At 39.4% G+C, this 19,893-nt stretch carries 16 protein-coding genes; 5 read left to right on the forward strand and 11 right to left on the reverse strand.

All coding sequences use genetic code 11. From position 1 onward, the window contains the following. Positions 1-18: 18 nt before the first annotated feature. The 3 genes from SKC37_RS03540 to fucP are packed head-to-tail and all read right to left on the reverse strand — an operon-like array spanning position 19 to position 3,325. Positions 19-1,668 (reverse strand): UxaA family hydrolase, encoded by a 1,650-nt coding sequence (locus SKC37_RS03540; protein WP_377980135.1) that lies wholly within the window; start codon positions 1,666-1,668, stop codon positions 19-21. Continuing rightward, positions 1,665-2,000, reverse strand: coding sequence for an L-rhamnose mutarotase (locus tag SKC37_RS03545; protein ID WP_377980136.1), 336 nt, complete (start codon positions 1,998-2,000; stop codon positions 1,665-1,667). Before SKC37_RS03545 ends, SKC37_RS03540 begins: the two co-directional genes overlap by 4 nt. Continuing rightward, a complete protein-coding gene (gene fucP, locus SKC37_RS03550) occupies positions 2,000-3,325 on the reverse strand; it encodes an L-fucose:H+ symporter permease (protein ID WP_377980137.1) in 1,326 nt (441 codons plus the stop codon). The genes SKC37_RS03545 and fucP overlap by 1 nt, the downstream gene beginning before the upstream one ends. A gap of 82 nt (positions 3,326-3,407) precedes the next feature. Between fucP and SKC37_RS03555 the strand changes: the two genes are divergently transcribed. Beyond that, positions 3,408-5,858: a M14 family zinc carboxypeptidase gene (locus SKC37_RS03555; protein WP_377980138.1), complete on the forward strand. Its 2,451-nt coding sequence runs from the start codon at positions 3,408-3,410 to the stop codon at positions 5,856-5,858. Further along, positions 5,858-7,240 carry an alpha-L-fucosidase gene (locus SKC37_RS03560; RefSeq protein WP_377980139.1) on the forward strand — a complete coding sequence of 461 codons (1,383 nt, stop codon included), beginning with the start codon at positions 5,858-5,860 and terminating at the stop codon, positions 7,238-7,240. Before SKC37_RS03555 ends, SKC37_RS03560 begins: the two co-directional genes overlap by 1 nt. Here the strand turns inward: SKC37_RS03560 and SKC37_RS03565 are convergent. From SKC37_RS03565 to ligA, 4 genes are read right to left on the reverse strand one after another with little or no spacing between them, the layout of a single operon-like run. Beyond that, positions 7,206-7,646, reverse strand: a complete 441-nt coding sequence (locus SKC37_RS03565) for a heavy metal-binding domain-containing protein (protein WP_377980140.1) — start codon at positions 7,644-7,646, stop codon at positions 7,206-7,208. The two genes, SKC37_RS03560 and SKC37_RS03565, sit on opposite strands and share 35 nt — an antisense overlap. Then, complete coding sequence (locus SKC37_RS03570) at positions 7,627-7,929, reverse strand: Dabb family protein (protein ID WP_377980141.1); 303 nt, start codon at positions 7,927-7,929, stop codon at positions 7,627-7,629. Before SKC37_RS03570 ends, SKC37_RS03565 begins: the two co-directional genes overlap by 20 nt. 6 nt (positions 7,930-7,935) lie before the next feature. Continuing rightward, a complete protein-coding gene (gene dapA / locus SKC37_RS03575; RefSeq protein ID WP_377980142.1) occupies positions 7,936-8,829 on the reverse strand; it encodes a 4-hydroxy-tetrahydrodipicolinate synthase in 894 nt (297 codons plus the stop codon). Between the two features lie 2 nt (positions 8,830-8,831). Further along, positions 8,832-10,811, reverse strand: coding sequence for an NAD-dependent DNA ligase LigA (gene ligA / locus SKC37_RS03580; protein WP_377980143.1), 1,980 nt, complete (start codon positions 10,809-10,811; stop codon positions 8,832-8,834). 92 nt (positions 10,812-10,903) lie between these two features. On the opposite strand from ligA, the gene rpe reads away from it, so the two are divergent. Further along, on the forward strand, positions 10,904-11,566 hold the full coding sequence (gene rpe / locus SKC37_RS03585) for a ribulose-phosphate 3-epimerase (RefSeq protein WP_377980144.1): 663 nt from the start codon (positions 10,904-10,906) through the stop codon (positions 11,564-11,566). Between the two features lie 4 nt (positions 11,567-11,570). Next, positions 11,571-13,592, forward strand: a complete 2,022-nt coding sequence (locus tag SKC37_RS03590) for an OmpA family protein (protein WP_377980145.1) — start codon at positions 11,571-11,573, stop codon at positions 13,590-13,592. A gap of 55 nt (positions 13,593-13,647) precedes the next feature. On the opposite strand, the gene SKC37_RS03595 is transcribed toward SKC37_RS03590, so the two are convergent. Together SKC37_RS03595 and SKC37_RS03600 are read right to left on the reverse strand one after the other, a co-directional pair. After that, positions 13,648-14,220 carry a carboxymuconolactone decarboxylase family protein gene (locus tag SKC37_RS03595; protein ID WP_377980146.1) on the reverse strand — a complete coding sequence of 191 codons (573 nt, stop codon included), beginning with the start codon at positions 14,218-14,220 and terminating at the stop codon, positions 13,648-13,650. Positions 14,221-14,268: 48 nt separating this feature from the next. Further along, positions 14,269-14,817, reverse strand: coding sequence for a peroxiredoxin (locus SKC37_RS03600; protein ID WP_377980147.1), 549 nt, complete (start codon positions 14,815-14,817; stop codon positions 14,269-14,271). A gap of 109 nt (positions 14,818-14,926) precedes the next feature. Here SKC37_RS03600 and SKC37_RS03605 point away from each other — a divergent pair, with 109 nt between their 5' ends. After that, positions 14,927-15,850: a LysR family transcriptional regulator gene (locus SKC37_RS03605; protein ID WP_377980148.1), complete on the forward strand. Its 924-nt coding sequence runs from the start codon at positions 14,927-14,929 to the stop codon at positions 15,848-15,850. Here the strand turns inward: SKC37_RS03605 and SKC37_RS03610 are convergent. Together SKC37_RS03610 and SKC37_RS03615 are read right to left on the reverse strand one after the other, a co-directional pair. Beyond that, on the reverse strand, positions 15,837-17,150 hold the full coding sequence (locus tag SKC37_RS03610) for an MFS transporter (RefSeq protein WP_377980149.1): 1,314 nt from the start codon (positions 17,148-17,150) through the stop codon (positions 15,837-15,839). The genes SKC37_RS03605 and SKC37_RS03610 overlap by 14 nt on opposite strands. Continuing rightward, positions 17,150-19,885: a DNA gyrase/topoisomerase IV subunit A gene (locus SKC37_RS03615; protein WP_377980150.1), complete on the reverse strand. Its 2,736-nt coding sequence runs from the start codon at positions 19,883-19,885 to the stop codon at positions 17,150-17,152. The genes SKC37_RS03610 and SKC37_RS03615 overlap by 1 nt, the downstream gene beginning before the upstream one ends. Positions 19,886-19,893 lie beyond the last annotated feature (8 nt).

Consider the following 19,893-nt stretch of genomic DNA (forward strand, 5'->3'; position numbering starts at 1 on the left):
TGCTTTATTCTTTATGCTTTATAAGGAAACCCCTCTCCTCCAGAACATAAAGTCATCCTGTCCTAAATCCATCGCTTTCGTATTAATTTCTCCAGAGGCTAATTGAATAATGTATTCTAAGACTTCTTCTCCCGTTTGCTCTACCGTTTTTTCGCCAGAAATAATCGGACCACAATCAATATCGATGATTTCAGGTAGCTTTTTAGCGAGTTTTGTATTCGTTGATAACTTCACCATGGGGCTGATTGGATTACCTGTGGGTGTTCCTAAACCTGTAGTGAATAATTGAATGGTAGCACCAGCACCAGCCATACCAGTTGTGGCTAAAACATCGTTACCAGGAGTACAAACAAGGTTTAAACCTTTCTTGGTTACATACTGTCCATAGCCTAAAACATCTTCAATAGGTGAAGAGCCAGCTTTTTTAGCAGCTCCTGCAGATTTAATCGCGTCTGTAATGAGACCATCTTTAATGTTACCTGGAGATGGATTCATATCAAATCCTGCACCTACTAATGCGGCACGTCTTGCATATTCACGCATTAAGAAACCGAAATTATCAGCGATTTCTTTAGTCACTGATCTATTTTGAAGTTCTTGTTCGACACCACATAATTCTGGGAATTCAGCGATCATTACCGTTCCCCCTAAACCTACGACTAAGTCTGCGGTATGTCCAATAGCTGGATTTGCAGAGATTCCAGAGAAACCATCTGATCCACCACATTTAACACCTACGCGTAACGCAGATAAGGGAGCTGGCTTACGGGTTTGTTTGTTTATTTCTACAAGACCCTTAAATGTTTGTAGAATCACTTCATTCAGCATATTCTCTACTCCACTCCCATTATCTTGTTGTTGCTCAAAGATGTATAATGGCTTAGAGAAGTTCGGATCTTTCTCTTTTAGTTTTTCTTTAAATACCTCAATTTGAGAATGCTGGCATCCTAAACTTAAAACGGTGATTCCTCCTACATTTGGATTGAGGCAATAACCCGCTAACAAAGCGCATAGATTTAAAGAATCATCTTTGTTTTCGCCGCAACCGCTTTCGTGCGTTAAGAATTTGATACCATCAACGTTAGGAAATTGTGCCGATTTATGAACCAAAACTGAAGCAGAAGAGGCTGTATCTATTTCTAGTGCTTTTCCTTCAGCTAGTTGCTTTCCTAATTGTTGAACCTTTTGAGTGAATGGATCCATCTTTTGGAAGCCCAAACCATTTAAAAAGGCATTCTTTAATAATTCGATATTTCTATTCTCGCAGAAAACTAGGGGAATGACTAACCAATAGTTTTGAGTACCTACTTGACCATCTGCGCGGTGGTAGCCATTAAATGTTCTGTTTTGGAATTTTGATACATCAGGCGCCGTCCATTCATATTCCTTTTGTTTTCCGACAAAATCAGTGGCAGCGTGATGTAAATTAAACGTATGAATGAGCCCTCCTTTGGGAATATCTTGACTAGCAAGGCCTACTAAAACTCCATACATGGTTGCTCTGCCATCTTTAGCAATAGCTTCAGTGGTGAATTTATGCTTAGCTGCAATATCATCTTGAAGCGTAATTTCATTTCCATTATGCTGGATAATCTTTCCTTTAGGAAGATCTTGTAAGGCAACAAGTAAATTATCAGTCGGGTTAATTTGTAAGAATGTTTGGCTCATTTTGTTAGGCTAAAAATGGTATGGGCAAGTACCCATTTGGCTCCTGCTGGAGTTCCTGGGATTGTTTTTTGGTAATTCAACATCAAGGTTTCCCAGGCTTGTACGGCTGGGTTAAGGGAATCCATCTCCCCTTTTTTGGCAAAACTAAATTCATCATTTGCAATAATTTCCATACAAAGTCTATTCTCAAAACGAAAGATTTGCATGGATTCTATTCCTGAAGAAAGTATACTATCTTCAATTTCTATAGGAATAGACTCGTGGTATTTCTCGTACTCCCTGATTAATTCAGGGTCATCTTTTAGGTCAAGAAATAAGATAAATCGTTGCATTAGTCTTTAATTTCAAATCCTTTGTAAGCGAAATAGATAATATAAGCAAAACACAATAGAGGTACGCTCAATGCTGCTACAGTCCCTATTTTGAATAAAGATGCCGTTAATGGTGGTACAAGTGCCCCACCTACAATAGACATAATGATTAAAGAGGATGCTAATTTTGATCCGTCACCTAAGCCTTTGCAAGACAAGGCGAAAATGGTAGGGAACATAATCGATTGGAAGAAATAAACAGCAATTAAAGCCAATAAAGCAGCTAGTCCGCCTCCGAACATCGCCACGGCTACAGAGATCACTGCTCCTATGGCATATACACCTAAGACTTTGTTTGAGGCTATTCTTCCCATCAAATACGTTCCTATGAATCGACCTAGTAAAAACAAGATAAAGGCAAAGGATGCATGGAAGCTGGCAATCTGCGTAGGACTCATCGTTTCCGAAATTTGGTATATTTTGTCTACAATCCACAAATTGTCGTTTTTGGCCAAATCCAATTTCAAATCCACAAAATTCCCCCAAAGCGAAACCTGTGCCCCTACATTTAAAAACTGGGCTATTATCCCTAATACTAAATGTTTACGCTTTAATAAACTCGCGATAGTGACTTTGCCTTTTGATTCTTCTGCTGATTGTAATTCAGGCATTTTGGTGAATACAAACAATATGGCAACTAATGCTACGACAAGCCCGATGATTAAATAGGGCATTTGTACAGAAGCGGCTTGGCTTACTCGAATGGCTTCTGCTTCCGTAGCAGGAAGCGCCTGAATCATTTCACGCGTGTATTCTTTCTCGGAGAAGATGAATAATCCACCAATGATGGGTCCTAAAATAATACTCATTCCATTGAAGGATTGAGCTAAGTTTAATCTAAAATCTCCTTTTTTAGGATCCCCTAATACCGTCACATATAGGTTTGCCGCGGTCTCTAAAAAGGCAATTCCTGAAGCCATTAAGAATAAGGCTGCTAAGAAAAAGCCATAAATACGTACTTCTGCAGCAGGGTAAAATAGAAAAGAACCAGCGGCGTAAAGTACTAAGCCCATTAGGATTCCAGCTTTGTACCCCATCTTTTTCATGACATATCCTGCTGGAAGTGCCATGGCGAAATAGCCAAAATAAAAGGCCGTCTCCACGATATTGGCTTGCCAGCGCTGCAAATCTAGGGCAGTTTGGAATTGTTTGACTAAGGAACCATTTAAGCTATTAGCTAGTCCCCACAAGAAGAATAAACTAGTGACTAAGATGAGTGGAATCGTGTACGAGGTAGATTCCGAATTCTTTAAAGTAGGTTGATCGTCGTTTAGAGGTAATGCCATGTTGATTTATTTTATATAAAAGCCAAAACACTGCTTAATTTACCGCCTTTTATTTAATTTTATTGCAAATCAAATTGACATAATGAAAAATTACTTTTACCTATTTTTTATACTTTGTAGTATTAGCCTTTCAGCGCAGATTAAGTCGCCTGAAGAATTCTTAGGCTACCCTATTGGTTCAAAATTTACCTACCACCATCAGGTTGTATCCTATAGTCGTTATTTGGCCTCTCAAAGTAATGGTTTAGCACAATGGCAAGTGTATGGTCAAACCAGTGAAGGGCGCGAACAAGGCCAAATGCTTATCGCGAATCTACCTACAGGCGTTACGCTAGAGCAAGTGCAGCAAAATCACCAAAAACGAATCCAAGGCGAAAAAGTAGATCTATCACTTCCGGTAATTATCAACCTATCCTTTAACGTGCACGGTAATGAAGCCGCTGGAAGTGAAGCAGCGTTGAATACCTTGTATGCTTTGATTTCCAAACCCAATAAATCCATTCCTTATGTCATTTTGATAGATCCTTGTATCAATCCAGATGGTCGCGATGCGTATGTGACGCAATACAATCGCCGCAATTATATCTCAAGTGGAAATCCAGATCCGAACGATCAAGAGCATTATGAGGGAATTACATCAGGACGTTATAATCATTTCTCCTTTGACTTAAACCGGGATTGGGTTTGGCAGACGCAGAAAGAAACGCAGCAGCGTTTGAAGTTCTACCGTTCTTGGATGCCTATGATGCACGCGGATTTTCACGAGCAAAGTTTCCAACATTCCTATTATTTTCCACCGGCAGCAAAGCCTTATTTGAATTTCATTGCTCAGTCAACTAAGGATTTACAGGAAAGTGTAGGAAGTTCATTTTCGAAGTTATTTGATGAAAAGAAATGGCCATATTTCACTTCAGAGGTCTATGATTTATTATATCCTGGTTATGGAGATACTTACCCAGTCTTGAATGGCGCCTTAGGAATGACCTTAGAACAAGGGGGAATTAGAGGTGGATTAATTTCTGCCAAAAGCGACGGCGACACCATTTCACTAGTGGATCGCGTGAAGCATCACTCGGCTTTGGCACTAAATTTAGTCGAATGGTCTTTAGCGAATGCAGAAAGTTTGAAAACTTCTTTTTATGGTGTGCATGATAAGTCAAGAACTAATCCGGCGAATAAATTTGCCTATTATTTTGTAGAAAGACATGGAGCAAATACGACAGAGTTTTTGCGAATTCTAGATATGAATGATATTAAATATACTGATACATTACAAATCAAAAAAGCAGTATCTGCTTTTGATTATTCGCAGCAAAAACAAGTTACTTTAGCGCCTAATTTAAAATATGGTTATGTTATACCTGCTAAACAGCCTTCAGCTCCTCTTATTCAAGCCTTATTAGATCCTGCTATAGTTTTAGAGGATTCACTTACATATGATATCACGGCATGGAATCTATTCCAGTTGAATGGATTAAAAGCATTTGGTATAAATGAAAATGTTTTTGGTCCTGAAGAAAAAGTGTATGGCTTTGCTGCAAGAGATGAGAATATTCCAAGTCAATTTACTGTTGCATATAATTTTTTGCCTTCAAATCTTAAGCAAAGTGAACAATTTATTACTTATGCTTTTCAAAAGGGAGCATTAGTCTCTTATTTGGATTTATCGAAAGAAAATATGATTAAGAGAAAAGGAGAAATTACTGTTGTGACGTCTAATTTAACTAATTCCGAAAAAGATGAATTGGTGTCTAAAGCAAAGGAATTAGGCTTAAGGTTATATCCAATCAGTTCTTTTAGGAATTATCCAACAGACCTTGGTTCACCCCATTTTAAACCTATTTTCATTCCTAAAATCGCCGTAGTAGTAGATCCAGCAAACGACGTAAATCAACAAGGGGAACTAGCCTATTTCTTAACTCAGAAATACGGATTAAAGCCATCGTTCATCCCATCGACGCAATTATTCAAGTCGAATCTGTTCAATTACACGCACATCATTTATCCAGATGGCAAGCATGCTGCCCTCTCGAATACGAATTCGATTCTATTAACTGATTGGGTGAAAAAAGGCGGTAAATTAATCTTGATGGAGGGTGCTCGTAAGATTTTAGATGATAAGGATTTAGTGGCGAAAGAAGATACAGCAAGGCATACGTCAACCTATGCGATGCGCGAACGCGCTGAGTTGTCTAATACCACTTCAGGGAATCTATTGCAAGTTGAAGTAGAAAAGACCCATCCTTTGGCATTCAGAATTAATGATTCATCGATGTATATCTTAAATCAAGTGAGTGATTTCGTTAAACTTCCTAAGGATTTTACAGCTGTGTTAAAGACTTCTGCTAAACCAAATATTATGGGCTTTGTAGGAGCAAATAAGAAAGCTCAACTAGCTAATTCTTTATTGTTAGGCGTTAAAGAAATGGATAAAGGTAAAATCATTTGGTTTGGTTTTAACCCCTTGTTCCGTGCGATTCCTAATCAAGGTCAAACTATCTTCGAAAACTGCTTCCTTTACACTGAATTCTAATGAAAAGATTCACTCTCATATTTGCTCTTTTAAGCTATTCGCTATATGCTCAAAAGGTAGCCCCTGTCTACCCTGTTCCCTCTGCTAAGCAATTAGCTTGGTCGGAATTAGAGTATTATGGTTTCATACATTTTAATATGAACACGTTTACGAATGTGGAATGGGGCGAGGGAAAAGAAAGTCCTGCTTCATTCAATCCAAGTGCGTTAGATTGTAATCAATGGGCAAGGATTGCCAAGAAAGCCGGTATGAAAGGATTGATTTTGACGGCTAAACACCATGATGGTTTTGCCCTATATCCATCTAAATATACGACCCATTCGGTGTCAAAGTCCCCATGGAAGAACGGTAAGGGAGATGTGGTGAAAGAATTGTCAGAGGCCTGCAAGAAATACGGTTTGAAGCTGGGAATTTATTTGTCTCCTTGGGATCGTTTCCATCCTGCCTATGGAACAGATGACTATAATCAGGTGTATGCCAAAATGCAGGAGGAATTATTGACGAATTACGGACCCATTTTTGAGTTTTGGTACGATGGCGCTAATGGTGAGGGTCCCAATGGTAAGAAGCAGGTGTATGATTGGAATTTGTTCCACTCCATGGTTAATAAATATCAACCAGCTGCTGTGCAATTTTCCGATGCAGGACCAGATATTCGTTGGGTAGGAAATGAGCGGGGATACGCATATGATACGATGTGGAGTCCCATTTTACGCGATAAGATATATCCAGGATGTCCTGATTTTGACAATTATAGAAATGGTCAAGAAAATGGAACCCATTGGGTATCTCCGGAAGTGGATGTATCTATTCGTCCAGGTTGGTACTACCATCCGGATCAGGATAATAAGGTCAAGACACCTGATTCTTTATTAAAGATTTACGCTGCTTCGGTAGGTCGAAATTCGAATCTTTTATTGAATATTCCTGTCGATACGCGTGGTTTGATTCACGAGAATGATTCGGCTTCCTTGATGGGATTTGCGGCGATTCGAACAAAATCACTTGTTAATCTTTTAAAGAAAAATTCGAGTGATCCATTATTCGATGGAAAGAATTCCACTTATTGGATGGCCTCTCCTAAAAAGAAGGATATTCTCGTTGACTTGAAAACCCCTATAAGCGTAAACACCCTCATGCTTCAAGAGCCAATAGCCTTAGGGCAGCGTGTGAGTAGCTTCGAAGTGGAATTAGTCGATGAATCAGGTAATATGGAGGTAATTAAAGCGGGTACGATAGGCCACAAGCGGATGATTACCTTTAAAGAGCGGAATCTAAAAAGCTTCCAAATTAGATTTACAGGATCTAGAGGTCCTGTTTTAATTTCTAATTTAGAAGCTTATCGGTTTATTTCAACACGTAACGAACCGCTTTTCCAGTAAAGGTGAAGCCATTTGCCGTTTGAGTGCTGTAAACTGAATATTTAACGTCTATTAGGGCCGTGGCACCTAATTCTTTGGCCTTTTCAACCATTTGACGTAAGATTTCTTGCTTTTTGTCTTGGTGATTACCGCGGTAAAGCATTTTCCCATTTTGGGTTTGCTTGTCTTCTAAAGGTACCTCCCCTGACATTTTAATGGTTTCGATATCCTCATAGCTTTGCTTAGGATGATCATTAAAGTAAAATACATCAATATCGTATTTCACGGGAATTTCAAAACCTAAGCCATCGTGGCGTTCTACGCCTCCATTTTTAAAATCATTCGAATAATACGAAGTTGGTTGAACATGTTTTGAACAACCGACCACGGATAATACGAGAAGAAGCTTACATGCTTTCTGAATCATAGATCAATACTTTATCCCAAAGGTGGGCACAGTTTTTAATAAATTCTAAATGGATAGGTGCTGTTTGGTAATAATCGTGTCCTTTCTCCTCTTCAAATGTTGTTAATAAGCAATAATCGTATGAACGATCGATTACTGGACGATCTGTTTTAGCCGGCTTTCCTACGCTAAATACATCCACCGTTTCTACGTCTGCTAATGACTGAACGCCTGCTTCAAAAAGCGCGATATCTTCAACGCTTAACCCTTTTTTTAACCAAAAATTTACAACGTGTACAAACATAATTTATTATTTATTTAAACCTTCTTGTTGACTAATTTGAGCTAGTTTTTGTCCTAACTCTGGTGATGCGCTAGCTAATGGCATACGAACTTGAGCTCCGAACAAACCTTGATTCTCTAATAATTTCTTCACTCCTACTGGATTCCCTTCTTCGTAGAGATACGGATCGATTGTCAGGAATTTACCTAATTCTTTTTGGGCTGAACGATAATCCCCTGCCAATGCGTGGTGAATCATCGTTGTAAATTGCTGAGGAAAAGCATTCGCAATCACAGACATAACCCCTACACCTCCAATAGAAATAATAGGAACAGCCTGAACATCATCTCCAGAGATTAATAAAAAGTCATCCGATTTGTGGTAGACAATCTCCATACATTGCTCAATGATGCAAGAAGCTTCCTTGATACCAATTATATTTTGGTGTTCAGAAAGCTTTAACACCGTTTCTGCTGACATATTAATGCCTGTTCTACCAGGAATATTGTACATAATCACTGGAACAGGACAAGCATCAGCCACTGCTTCATAATGAGCAATCACGCCTCTTGCACTCGGCTTATTATAGTAGGGACAAACAGATAAAATGGCATCAATTCCCTCAAATGATGTTTGTTTGATTTGGTTTATTAATGAATCCGTATTGTTACTACCTAACCCATAGACGATGGGTAAGTTCTTTGAATTAGCCTCTTGAATGGTAGAAACAATTCGTTTTTTCTCATCTGCTGTCGTAGTTGCAGATTCTCCCGTAGTTCCCTGAACTACTAAATAATCTACCCCTCCGTTGCTCACGTGTTGAATTAATTTCGTTAAGCCATCCCAGTTAATAGAACGATTCTCGTTCATGGGAGTAACTAGAGCTGGCGCAACGCCGTGAAATTTAGGTAATGATTGCATAATTAAGAAAGGAGGGCTATAAACTCGTCCTCCGAGATAATTGGTATGGATAATGAATTCGCTTTTTCTAGTTTAGCAGGCCCCATATTTTCACCGGCGACTAGGTAATCTAATTTGGCAGAAATACTGGAAACGACTTTTCCGCCGTTTGCGATGATTTTTGCCTTTAATCCATCTCGATCGAAATGGCTAAATACTCCCGAAATTACGAAAGTTTTGCCGTCCAAAGCCGTTGTTTCTAAAACTATTTCGCTTATTTCTTCTGAAAACTGTACCCCGGCTAAAATAAGGCGCTCGATGATTGTCCTATTTTCGGAAGCTGCAAAGTATTCTAACACACTGAGTGCAATCCGCTCCCCTATCTCTGGAACAGCGATTAAATCTTCTAGGCTAGCCTGCATTAAATTCTCCAACGAATGAAAATGTAAGACTAGTTTCTCCGCAATAGTGGCTCCCACGTGTCTAATACCCAATCCAAATAACACTTGGCGGAACGGAATTTGCTTTGATTTTTCTACACTGGAAAGTATGTTTTGTATCGATTTAGACTGAAATCCCTCCAAACCAAAGAATTTTTCCGCATTTAAATCATATAAATCCGCTATGTTTTGAACGATCCCTTTTTCGAATAATAAGTCGACTGTTTCTGTTCCTAGGTTTTCAATGTTCAAGGCTTTACGCGCAATAAAATGCTCGATTTTCCCTTTGATTTGAGGAGGGCAGCCGGTGTCGTTCGGACAATAATGATTTGCTTCGCCCTCTAAACGAACAAGTTCTGTTGAACAAGACGGGCATAGATGTGGAAATTCAAAGGCATTTCCTTCTTTTCTAGCAGAAGTGTCAACTCCCGTGATTTTAGGAATGATCTCGCCTCCTTTTTCGATGAATACGGTATCTCCCTCACGCAAATCGAGGCGTTCCATTTCATTCGCATTGTGAATGGAGGCGCGTTTAATGACGGTTCCAGCTAGATAAACAGGTTCTAAATTGGCTACGGGAGTCACATTACCTGTTCTGCCTACTTGGTATGAAAGAGAATTGATACGTGTACGAGCAATTTCTGAGGGGTATTTGAAGGCGATGGCCCAGCGAGGAGATTTGGCCGTAAATCCTAAACGCTCTTGCTGTCCAAAATCATTGACTTTGATAACAATTCCATCCGTATTTAAGGGTAAATCATTTCTTTTCTCTGCCCATTCTTCGATATAGGTTAACACCTCATCTATGGATGCGCAAACACGGTAAGTAGGGGAAATACTAAAACCTACCGATTTCAAGTGTTCTAAGGCCTCGGAATGGCTATTAAATGGATTTTCATTACCTAAATAGGAATAGATAAAGCATTCCATTTCTCTTCTAGCAACCTCCGCTGAATCCTGCATTTTAAAAGTGCCAGAAGCAGCGTTTCTTGGATTAGCTAAGGGTTGATCCCCTTTGGCAATCTTCTCCGCATTGATTCGGTCGAAAGACGTAATGGGCATATAGCCTTCACCTCTGATTTCGTAAGTCGATGGTAGAATAATTGAATTGACGCGTGTGGGCAAGCTTTTAATAGTCTTTACGTTTGCTGTAATGTCATCTCCTCTAGTCCCATCTCCACGTGTTACCCCTTTTTGTAAAACACCGTTCGAGTACCAAAACGATAAGGCTACGCCATCAAATTTTAACTCACAGACATATTCGAAGTCCTCTCCTTCTAACCCTTTTTTGACCCGCTCATCAAAATCTCGTAAATCGGTTTCATTGTAAGTATTCCCTAAGGATAACATCGGGAATTGGTGGGTTACGGATTTGAATTCTTTGGTGATAGTTCCGCCTACTTTCTGAGTGGGGCTATCAGAACGGGCAAAAAGTGGATTTTCTTGTTCTAATTTGATTAATTCAGCGAGTAATAGATCGAATGCTTGATCCGAAATGATGCTTTCATTCTGTTGATAATAGGCCTCATTATAGAGATTGATCTTCTCAATGAGTTCATTCATCCGCTGATTTATATCCATAATCGAAATTAAAACTTAATTCATTTGGAATCAAGCGGGAAACAAGGTTTAGGAATATTTTATACCTTTGCCTTATGAGAAATTTGATCATTGCCCCCTCGGTTTTAGCCTGTGATTTTTTAAACATAGGTTCAGAAGTGCACATGTTGAATGAATCCAAAGCGGATTGGATTCACATTGATGTGATGGATGGAGTGTTTGTTCCTAATATATCTTTTGGTTTTCCGGTATTGGAGGCTATAAATAAAGTCGCAACTAAAGTGCTTGACGTTCATTTAATGATCGAAAAGCCAGAGCAATATATTTCAACTTTTGCCAAAGCAGGCGCCAAAGTCATCACCGTACACTACGAAGCATGTCCTCATGTTCATCGTACGATCCAGCAAATCAAGGATGCCGGTTGCTTAGCGGGTGTGGCCATTAATCCGGGTACCCCGGTAGAAGTTTATGAAGACATTATTGCGGATTTAGATTTAGCCTTGATTATGTCAGTCAATCCAGGATTTGGAGGTCAAAAGTTCATTCCGAATGCGATCAATAAAACGAAGCGCTTAGCTGAAATGGCAGCAAAGGCTGGAAACTCTTCTTTAAAGATTGAAATTGATGGTGGCGTTACGATGGCGAATGCAGCGGATTTATATCATGCTGGTGCAGATGTCTTAGTGGCGGGAAGCTTCGTTTTTGCGTCTAAAGATCCAAAAACTACCATTGCTGAACTTTTGTCTGTAGCGAATTAATTCGATGGGTGTCAGAATCTGCATCTTGTTGATTTTTGTTTCCACCCTTACTTTCGCCCAAAAAGTAAAATGGGCATCCCAAGTCATTTCCGTCTCTAGTGAATATAAGGATCCTCTCCTAGGAAGAGAATACCGCGCATTGCACGCGTTAGGTCGTCCTAGCAAATACCCCAAAATGTCAGCCACCCCTAGTGCTTGGCAAAGTATGACGGCTGATAATCCAGATGGAGAATACTTATTAGTGGGTTTTGATACCACTATGGCGGTGAAACAAATTGCCATTTTTGAAAATTTTGGCGCAGGCAGTATTTCATCTGTAGAGGGTTTGGATCAAAACAATAAAATCTACCCTATTCGAACTTTTTTTCCGGGATATAATTTATCCAGTTCTCAAGTGACTACGATACGTCTTCCAACCAAAACCTCATTTAAATTAAAAGGTCTCAAGATATCCTTTAATTCTTTGCGCGTGAAAGGCTATTCTCAGGTGGATGCCATTGGTATTTCTGATAGCGATGACCCGATTGAATCTTCCTTAAAGCTCACCACTGATGCGAATGCATTTTTGGCCCGTGAAAATTTAGGCAATGTTATTAATTCTAAGTTTAATGAAATCTGTCCGGTGGTTAGTCCGGATGGTCAAAAGCTCTATTTTACGCGGTGGAAGCATCCGGATAATCTAGGGGCAAATAAGAATCAAGATATTTGGGTTTCTAATTGGCAACCTGATCGTACTTGGTCAAAACCTACTTTATATCCCGCGCCGCTTAACAATGAGGAGAACAATGCCGTATGCGGCATTAGCCCAAATGGTAAAACCTTATTGTTGAATAATGTATACGGTAAAGATGGTACGATGGAGAAAGGGGTATCATTTTCATTCTTGTTACGTACAGGGGAATGGAGTTTTCCTAAAGCTTTGAAGATTGTCAACTTTAAGAATAAATCGGAATATTCAGAATATACCTTAGCGCCTGATGGTAAGGTCCTTTTGATGACCACAGAATCTAAGGACACCTATGGCGGAAAGGATATTTATGTGTCGTTTTTAAATGCGGATGATACCTGGTCTGAGCCGAAGAATGTGGGCCCAGTAGTGAATACTGGAGAATCTGAATCTACGCCTTTTATTGCACCTGATGGAGTTACGATGTATTTCTCTTCCAGCGGTCATGTGGGCTATGGTAATAATGATATCTTTTTATCTCGACGTTTAGATGATACTTGGCAAAACTGGTCAGCACCAGAAAATCTAGGTCCAATTGTGAATACACCGCAGTGGGATGGGTATTTCTCCGTCTCCGCAAAAGGGGATTTTGCCTATTTTAGTTCCACAGAGAATTCCATGGGCGCTGAAGATATTTTTAGGATAAAAATACCAGAGAAAGCTAAGCCTTTAACGCTGGTTCAAATGACTGGACAAGTCATTAATCAAAAGACAAAAGAGGCAATGTCTGCCCGTATCGTTATCAAAGCAAAAGGGAATCCATCAGACACCCTTTCTATCGACTATGACCCGTATTCTGGCGACTATAGTTTTATGTGGCCGGCTAAAAAAGCATTCACTATTCAAGTAAAAAAAGCTGGGTATTTTTCTAAATTAGAGAACTTTGATTATAGTACTTCTACTAATTTTTTAGCTATTAATCGTAATTTCTTTTTGCAGACAGTGGAGAAAAACAAAGCTTATATTTTTGCTAATGTTAGTTTTGACCAAGGTAAAGCTGATTTAAAGCCTGGTTTCGAAGCAGAGGCTGATAAAGTGGTGGCTCTGCTGGCGGAAAACGCGCAATATAAGCTTTTATTAGAGGGCCACACGGATAATCAAGGGGATTGGAATGATAACCTTAAATTGTCAATAGAGCGCGTTGAAAACGTTAAAAACTACCTTATTTCAAAGGGTGTGGAAGCGAATAGGATTCAAACAAAAGGTTGGGGAGGCTCGAAGCCTTTGGCAAATAACCTCTTAGAAGATACGCGTAAATCAAATCGCCGAGTAGAATTTACCCTGATAGCTATCGAATAAAAAAAAGAGGGGATTGCTCCCCCCCCTATTTTTACTCAACCTAAAACTTAATCTTTTATAACAGTACGATCAAACTCTTGATAATCGCCGTTAATCGAACCGCATCTAGAATACGTGCTTCTGTAGCTCCATGGTTCTTTACGGATTGTTCGTGAGAGACCACACACATTTGGCAACCATTGATGGCTGAAACTGTTAAACTCGCTAATTCGAAAAATTCTTTACCTAACACCGGATTCATCATAATGGACATGCGAATACCAGCGGGTGCCGTGTTGTAATATTCTTTATCAACCATGTGTTTAAAGCGATAGAAAATATTATTTGCATTTAGTAATGAAACTAACGCATGTATCTCGGTAATTTCTGCTTCTGAAGCCCCTTTACTTAACGCTAATTCCGTTAATGAATCAATGGTTCTCGTATGTTTCTGGTTTACTGAAACAGCCAAAGCTAAAAGTAACGCTTCTTTTTCTGTCAACGTTTGAGCGCGCAATGCATTCGAAACATTAATCTTTAGATCTTTAACGTAGCGATGATCTGCTGCATCTAAGTTGTCTAAAAGGCCGAACGATTCTGTAGCAGGGATATTAATCTCTGCCAATAAGTTATCTTTAGTCTCACTCATGATTGTTGATTTTAATAGCCCCAAGGAATCCTGGGGCTAAGGGAATGATTATAATGTAGCGTCTCCAGCTTTCCAATTACATGGGCAAAGCTCATCTGTTTGTAACGCATCTAATACACGTAAAACCTCGTCTACGTTACGACCTACTGAAAGATCATTTGCAGATACCCAACGTACGATTCCTTCTTGGTCTGCGATGTATGTAACACGGTATGCTACTTTTTCGCCTTCAGTTAAGATTCCTAACTCCTCAGCTAAGCTCTTAGAAGTATCAGCTAACATAGGGAATTTCAAGCCACGTAAATCGTCGTGATCTCTTCTCCAAGCAGCATGAACGAATTCAGAATCAGTAGAAGCTCCGATTAAAGAAGCATCGCGATCTGCGAAATCTCCAGCACGGCGGTTGAATTCAGCGATTTCCGTAGGGCAAACAAAAGTAAAATCTTTTGGCCACCAGAACATTACTAACCATTTACCGTCTTTCTTGTGATCTTCTGAAGTGATTGTTGCGAATTCTTTTCCTTGCTCTAAAGAAACGACTGCAGTTTTTGAAAAAGTTGGGAATTGACTTCCTAATCCTAACATGTGATTTGCCATTTGTATTTGTTGTTTTATTGTTCTTGTTAAATTGTGATGCAAAGATCTTGATTAAAGTACTATTAGTCAAATCTATATTTTCTATATTTGTATAGTTTTTAATTATACCATGACGATTACACAATTAGAGTACATTGTTGCCTTGGCCGATTTGCAAAGCTTTTCCAAAGCCGCGGATTATTGTTGTGTTTCTCAGCCTAGCCTGAGCATGCAGGTGCAAAAGTTAGAGGATGAATTAAATCTGACCCTCTTCAACCGTAAGGCGAAGCCTCTTGTTCCCACCCTCGAAGCAAGAGAGGTTATCGCTAAGGCACGGGCGATTTTGAATGAAAGTAATTCGATTCTTTCTCTTTCCAAAGGTTGGTCAAATCAGGTAAATGGATCTGTCTCCATTGGGGTGATTCCGACTATAGCCCCCTATTTGATGCCTAAATTTTTGGCTGATTTTCAATTGAAATATCCTGATTTAACCATTAGGATCGCAGAGACAACAACCGCGAATATTAAGAAAGGTATTCAAGAGGGTAAAATTGACATAGGAATTTTAGTTACCCCATTAAATGATTCATTAGTTGAGATACCTCTTTATTATGAAGAATTGTATTTGTACTCAAATGTATGGGAAGAGGATGGTTCTAAATTGAAATCAACGCTAGATCCAACGAAGCTTTGGTTGTTAGAAGAGGGACATTGTTTAAGTAGCCAAGTTAATTCAATTTGTAATTTGCCCTCAGGACCCTTAGTGGGAACTAAAATGACGTATCAGACTGGGAGTATGGAAACGATTGTCCGCTTAGCAGATCAGGGATTTGGCCAAACAATCATACCACAAATGTTTGTAGATTATCTAGATCCTAAATTAAAAGAAAAGGTATACACTTTACCTGAACCTAAGCCAGTGAGGGAAGTTGCCCTAGTTCACGCACCCTCCTATTCAAGAAAAGCTATTGTCAAAGCCTTAGAACTAGAAATTTTAGCACATATACCGGATTCTTGGAAACAGGCTCAGGAGCGTAATATTATCCCCATATAGCTTTCGCTTTAGGGCTTTTTAGTAAAGGAAGTAAAAAGAGTAAGCTGGCTCCAAAGACTAATACCAATACTAAAATACTGATGCGCATATTTCCTGTTAGTTGAATAACCAGGCCAAACATAAAAGTGCCTATTACCGTAGACATCCGGTCGCACACGTCATAGAAGCTGAAGTAAGATGCGGTATCTTTTTCTCCTTTGGGGCATAATTTAGCGTAGGTAGCACGGCTATTTGATTGAATTCCGCCCATCACAAAGCCAATGGCTGTGGCTAATAAATAGAAATTGAATTGCGAAGTAACTGTATAGGCATAAGCACAAACGAATATCCAAACCAATACAATTAAACCTAATGCTTTGATATTGCCAATCCACCCTGATAAACGGGCACAGAAATAGGCACCTGGAATAGCCACTAATTGAATTAATAAAATAGTTATAATCAAGGCATCCTCTGGTAAATGTAATTCCTGACTCCCAAATAAGGCACCTAAATACATGACTGTTTGGGCTCCCATATTAAAGAGGAAAAAGCTAAATAGGAAATTCTTGATCTCTATGTTTGCCGTTACTTCCTTAAATACCTTACTTAATTCTTTAAAGCCGCCAAGCCACCATTGATTTTGGTCTTTTTCTTTCGCTTTTGAATCGGGTAAATAATGCAAAGGTATTTGGGCAAATAACAACCACCATAAACCTACCGTTAAAAAAGAAACGCGCGCGGCCATTTCTCCACCTATTCCGCCGTACCATTCTGGTTTTAAGAGCATGGTAAGGTTTTGGACTAATAATAAAACGGAGCCAATGTATCCTAGGGTAAAACCTTTCGCACTTAAACGATCAAAACGATCTGGCGTCGCAATTTCTGGTAAGAAACTATTGTAAAAAACCATACTCCCACCCCAACCAATGATAGAAAAGAGGAATCCGAGCGTACCAATATAATAATGTCCTTTGCTAAAAAAGAATAAGGCGATGCAACTGAAAGAGCCTAAATAGCAAAAGAAGCGCATAAAGCTTTTCTTTGATCCAGTGTAATCTGCAATACCAGATAAGAATGGCATCAAAATAGCCAGAGCAAAAAATGCTACCGAAATACTATAGGAGAATACAACCGTATTACTCAGTTCAAAACCGAGTATAGAAATAATACCCGGTGTTGTACTCCCTAGTGTGATGGCTGCTGAGGGAAAATAGATGGGAAATATCGCTGAAGTAATCGTCAAAGAATGTACCGAGTTTGCCCAATCATAAAAGGCCCAGGCGTTCAAGGTTTTTTTGTCGTTCAGCTGCTGTTCCATTAAAATAAGCCTAATTGTTCCCCTTTAGGCGGGTTTTTGATTTCAAAAGGAATATCATCTTCTTTCTTCTCCTCTATAGCAGGTTTCTCTTCCTCCGGTTTCTCTTCTGGAAAATTGACTACAAATTCGGGTTCATCTACACTAGATACCGTTTCCTCGACTTCTATCGTATCTTCTGAAGTCTCTCTAATAACAACATCCATCTCAATTATTTCAGGTTCAGAAGTATCAGGTGTCGTTTCAGCTGCAGGAGCTTCATCCTCCGTTTCTAAGAATACAACCTCAACTAATTTCGGATAGTTTAATTTACTTCCTAGCGCTTTCCAACCTCTCACCTCTGCCAATTCGTCTATCGGAATGATTTCTAACTCATTCGTCTTGCCATCTGGCTTATGTTTGATCTGGACGTTTGGCGAGTAATTATCCGTAACAGCAATTAGTTTACTAGCCTTGTGATCTGATATGAAAAGGAATTTCTTATCTAATGAAGTAGTCTCTAAATGGAATCGCTTGATTAAATGTGTCTTGTTAGATCCATCGAAATAAGCCGCAGTAATAATGGCTTGAGGTTCGAATTTCTTCAAGTACATGATTTCTTCAGCCGGGTAACGATTCGTTAATTCGAAATTCGTTAACTCATAATTACCTGAAGCATAAATAGCCAAAATGCTGTCATTCGGCTCAAAATTACCGATATGGTCGCCATGTCCATCGCGGTTCAAACGACCGATCGTAGGATCGTACCAAATATCTACTCCACCTAAGGTGGAAACACCGGCAGACTTCATAGTAATTTTGCGAACCGGGTATTTAGTTAGCATATTACCTAATGACTCACGTCCTTTAATAGCTAATTTAGCAAAATCATAATCGAATTGCTTGATTTTAGCTGTGCAATTTGCTGTCAGGCTGATTTGTATTACCTCAGCCTCCCCATTTTCGTTAGCAGAGAAATAGGTTAGTTTTGATTTGGCATTATCGCTACTCACTTTGTATTCACGATCCCGCGTGACTGATGTTACTTTAAAACGCTTGACATACGAAGTGCCTGACTTTCCGTCTAAGTACACCAAATTATATACTTTTCTATCGTCGTTTTTCTTGAATACAGAGCAATAAATAATATCGCGACCTACGAATACTTTCTCTTGTACTTTAGTGACCACACAGGTGCCGTTTGAACGGAATACGATAATGTCATCAATATCCGAGCAATCCATCACATATTCGTCTTTCTTTAAGCCGTATCCGATGAAACCATCTTCGCGGTTAACATATAGCTTCTGGTTAGCAGCTGCTACGACAGTGGCAGAAATGGTATTGAAGTTTTTGATCTCTGTACGACGCTCCCTTCCTTTCCCGTATTTAACTAATAAATTCTTGAAGTAATCAATCGCAAAACGAATCAAATTCGCTAAATGATCTTCTACTTCAGCTAATTCGTCTAATAAACGTTTCATTAATTCGTCTGCCTTGAAGCTGTCGAATTTCGAAATACGTTTGATTCTGATTTCTAATAATCGAAGAATATCCTCCTCAGTAATTTCTCTGTAGAAGTCCTTTTTATAGGGTTCTAAACCTTTATCAACGGTTTGGATAACCAATTCAAAGGTTTCGCATTCTTCAATGTCACGATAAATGCGGTTTTCGATAAAGATTTTTTCCAAAGAGCTGAAGAGCACTTTCTCCATCAATTCCCCTTTCCGAATCTCTAACTCTTGCCGAAGTAAATCGACTGTTTGGTTGGTAGAAACGCGGAGTATTTCGCCCACACCCATAAAATGCGGCTTATCTTCGATAATCACACAGGCATTCGGTGAGATGGAAACTTCGCAATCGGTAAAGGCATACAAGGCGTCAATTGTAACGTCTGGAGAAATACCTGGAGCTAATTGGATTTGAATCTCTACGTCTTTGGCCGTATTATCAATTACTTTCTTGATCTTGATTTTACCCGTATCATTTGCTTTGATGATAGAGTCGATTAAAGAAGTAGTTGTCGTAGTAAATGGAATCTCCGTAATGACAAGAGTCTTTTTGTCTAATTCATCGATTTTAGCGCGAATGCGGATCTTTCCACCGCGAAGTCCATCGTTATAATTAGAGGCATCCATCATTCCACCTAATAGAAAGTCTGGATATAACTCTACTTTCTTGTTATTTAAAATGTCGATGGATGCCTGAATAATCTCACAGAAATTATGTGGCATAATCTTAGTAGCAAGACCTACGGCGATACCCTCTACCCCTTGAGCAAGTAAAAGGGGGAATTTAATAGGAAGCGTTACGGGTTCGCGCTTGCGACCATCGTAGGACATTTGCCATTCGGTGGTTTGGTTGTTAAAAACAACATCGCTCGCGAATTTGGATAAACGAACCTCAATATAACGAGCTGCTGCAGCGCTGTCGCCCGTCCGGTTATCTCCCCAGTTGCCTTGGCAATCAAATAAGAGTTCTTTTTGGCCTAAATTAACAATCGCATCATTGATAGAAGCATCCCCGTGTGGGTGGTATTGCATCGTTTGACCAATGACATTTGCTACCTTATTGAAACGGCCATCGTCCATTTCTTTCAAGGCATGCAAAATACGCCGCTGTACAGGTTTTAAACCGTCTTCAACGGCAGGTACCGCACGCTCTAAAATAACGTAAGAAGCATATTCTAAGAACCAATTCTCATACATCCCTGCTACCGCAATCTGATTCTGTAGTGCGCCGTCCGCTGTTTCACTCATAATAATTA

The sequence above is a fragment of the Aquirufa esocilacus genome, from assembly GCF_042715595.1.
GTDB lineage: Bacteria > Bacteroidota > Bacteroidia > Cytophagales > Spirosomataceae > Aquirufa > Aquirufa esocilacus.

Coding starts and splice junctions, on each gene's coding strand:
- SKC37_RS03540 (WP_377980135.1), bottom strand. CDS start 1,668: ATGAGCCAAACATTCTTACAAATTAACCCGACTGATAATTTACTTGTT.
- SKC37_RS03545 (WP_377980136.1), bottom strand. CDS start 2,000: ATGCAACGATTTATCTTATTTCTTGACCTAAAAGATGACCCTGAATTA.
- fucP (WP_377980137.1), bottom strand. CDS start 3,325: ATGGCATTACCTCTAAACGACGATCAACCTACTTTAAAGAATTCGGAA.
- SKC37_RS03555 (WP_377980138.1), top strand. CDS start 3,408: ATGAAAAATTACTTTTACCTATTTTTTATACTTTGTAGTATTAGCCTT.
- SKC37_RS03560 (WP_377980139.1), top strand. CDS start 5,858: ATGAAAAGATTCACTCTCATATTTGCTCTTTTAAGCTATTCGCTATAT.
- SKC37_RS03565 (WP_377980140.1), bottom strand. CDS start 7,646: ATGATTCAGAAAGCATGTAAGCTTCTTCTCGTATTATCCGTGGTCGGT.
- SKC37_RS03570 (WP_377980141.1), bottom strand. CDS start 7,929: ATGTTTGTACACGTTGTAAATTTTTGGTTAAAAAAAGGGTTAAGCGTT.
- dapA (WP_377980142.1), bottom strand. CDS start 8,829: ATGCAATCATTACCTAAATTTCACGGCGTTGCGCCAGCTCTAGTTACT.
- ligA (WP_377980143.1), bottom strand. CDS start 10,811: ATGAATGAACTCATTGAGAAGATCAATCTCTATAATGAGGCCTATTAT.
- rpe (WP_377980144.1), top strand. CDS start 10,904: ATGAGAAATTTGATCATTGCCCCCTCGGTTTTAGCCTGTGATTTTTTA.
- SKC37_RS03590 (WP_377980145.1), top strand. CDS start 11,571: ATGGGTGTCAGAATCTGCATCTTGTTGATTTTTGTTTCCACCCTTACT.
- SKC37_RS03595 (WP_377980146.1), bottom strand. CDS start 14,220: ATGAGTGAGACTAAAGATAACTTATTGGCAGAGATTAATATCCCTGCT.
- SKC37_RS03600 (WP_377980147.1), bottom strand. CDS start 14,817: ATGGCAAATCACATGTTAGGATTAGGAAGTCAATTCCCAACTTTTTCA.
- SKC37_RS03605 (WP_377980148.1), top strand. CDS start 14,927: ATGACGATTACACAATTAGAGTACATTGTTGCCTTGGCCGATTTGCAA.
- SKC37_RS03610 (WP_377980149.1), bottom strand. CDS start 17,150: ATGGAACAGCAGCTGAACGACAAAAAAACCTTGAACGCCTGGGCCTTT.
- SKC37_RS03615 (WP_377980150.1), bottom strand. CDS start 19,885: ATGAGTGAAACAGCGGACGGCGCACTACAGAATCAGATTGCGGTAGCA.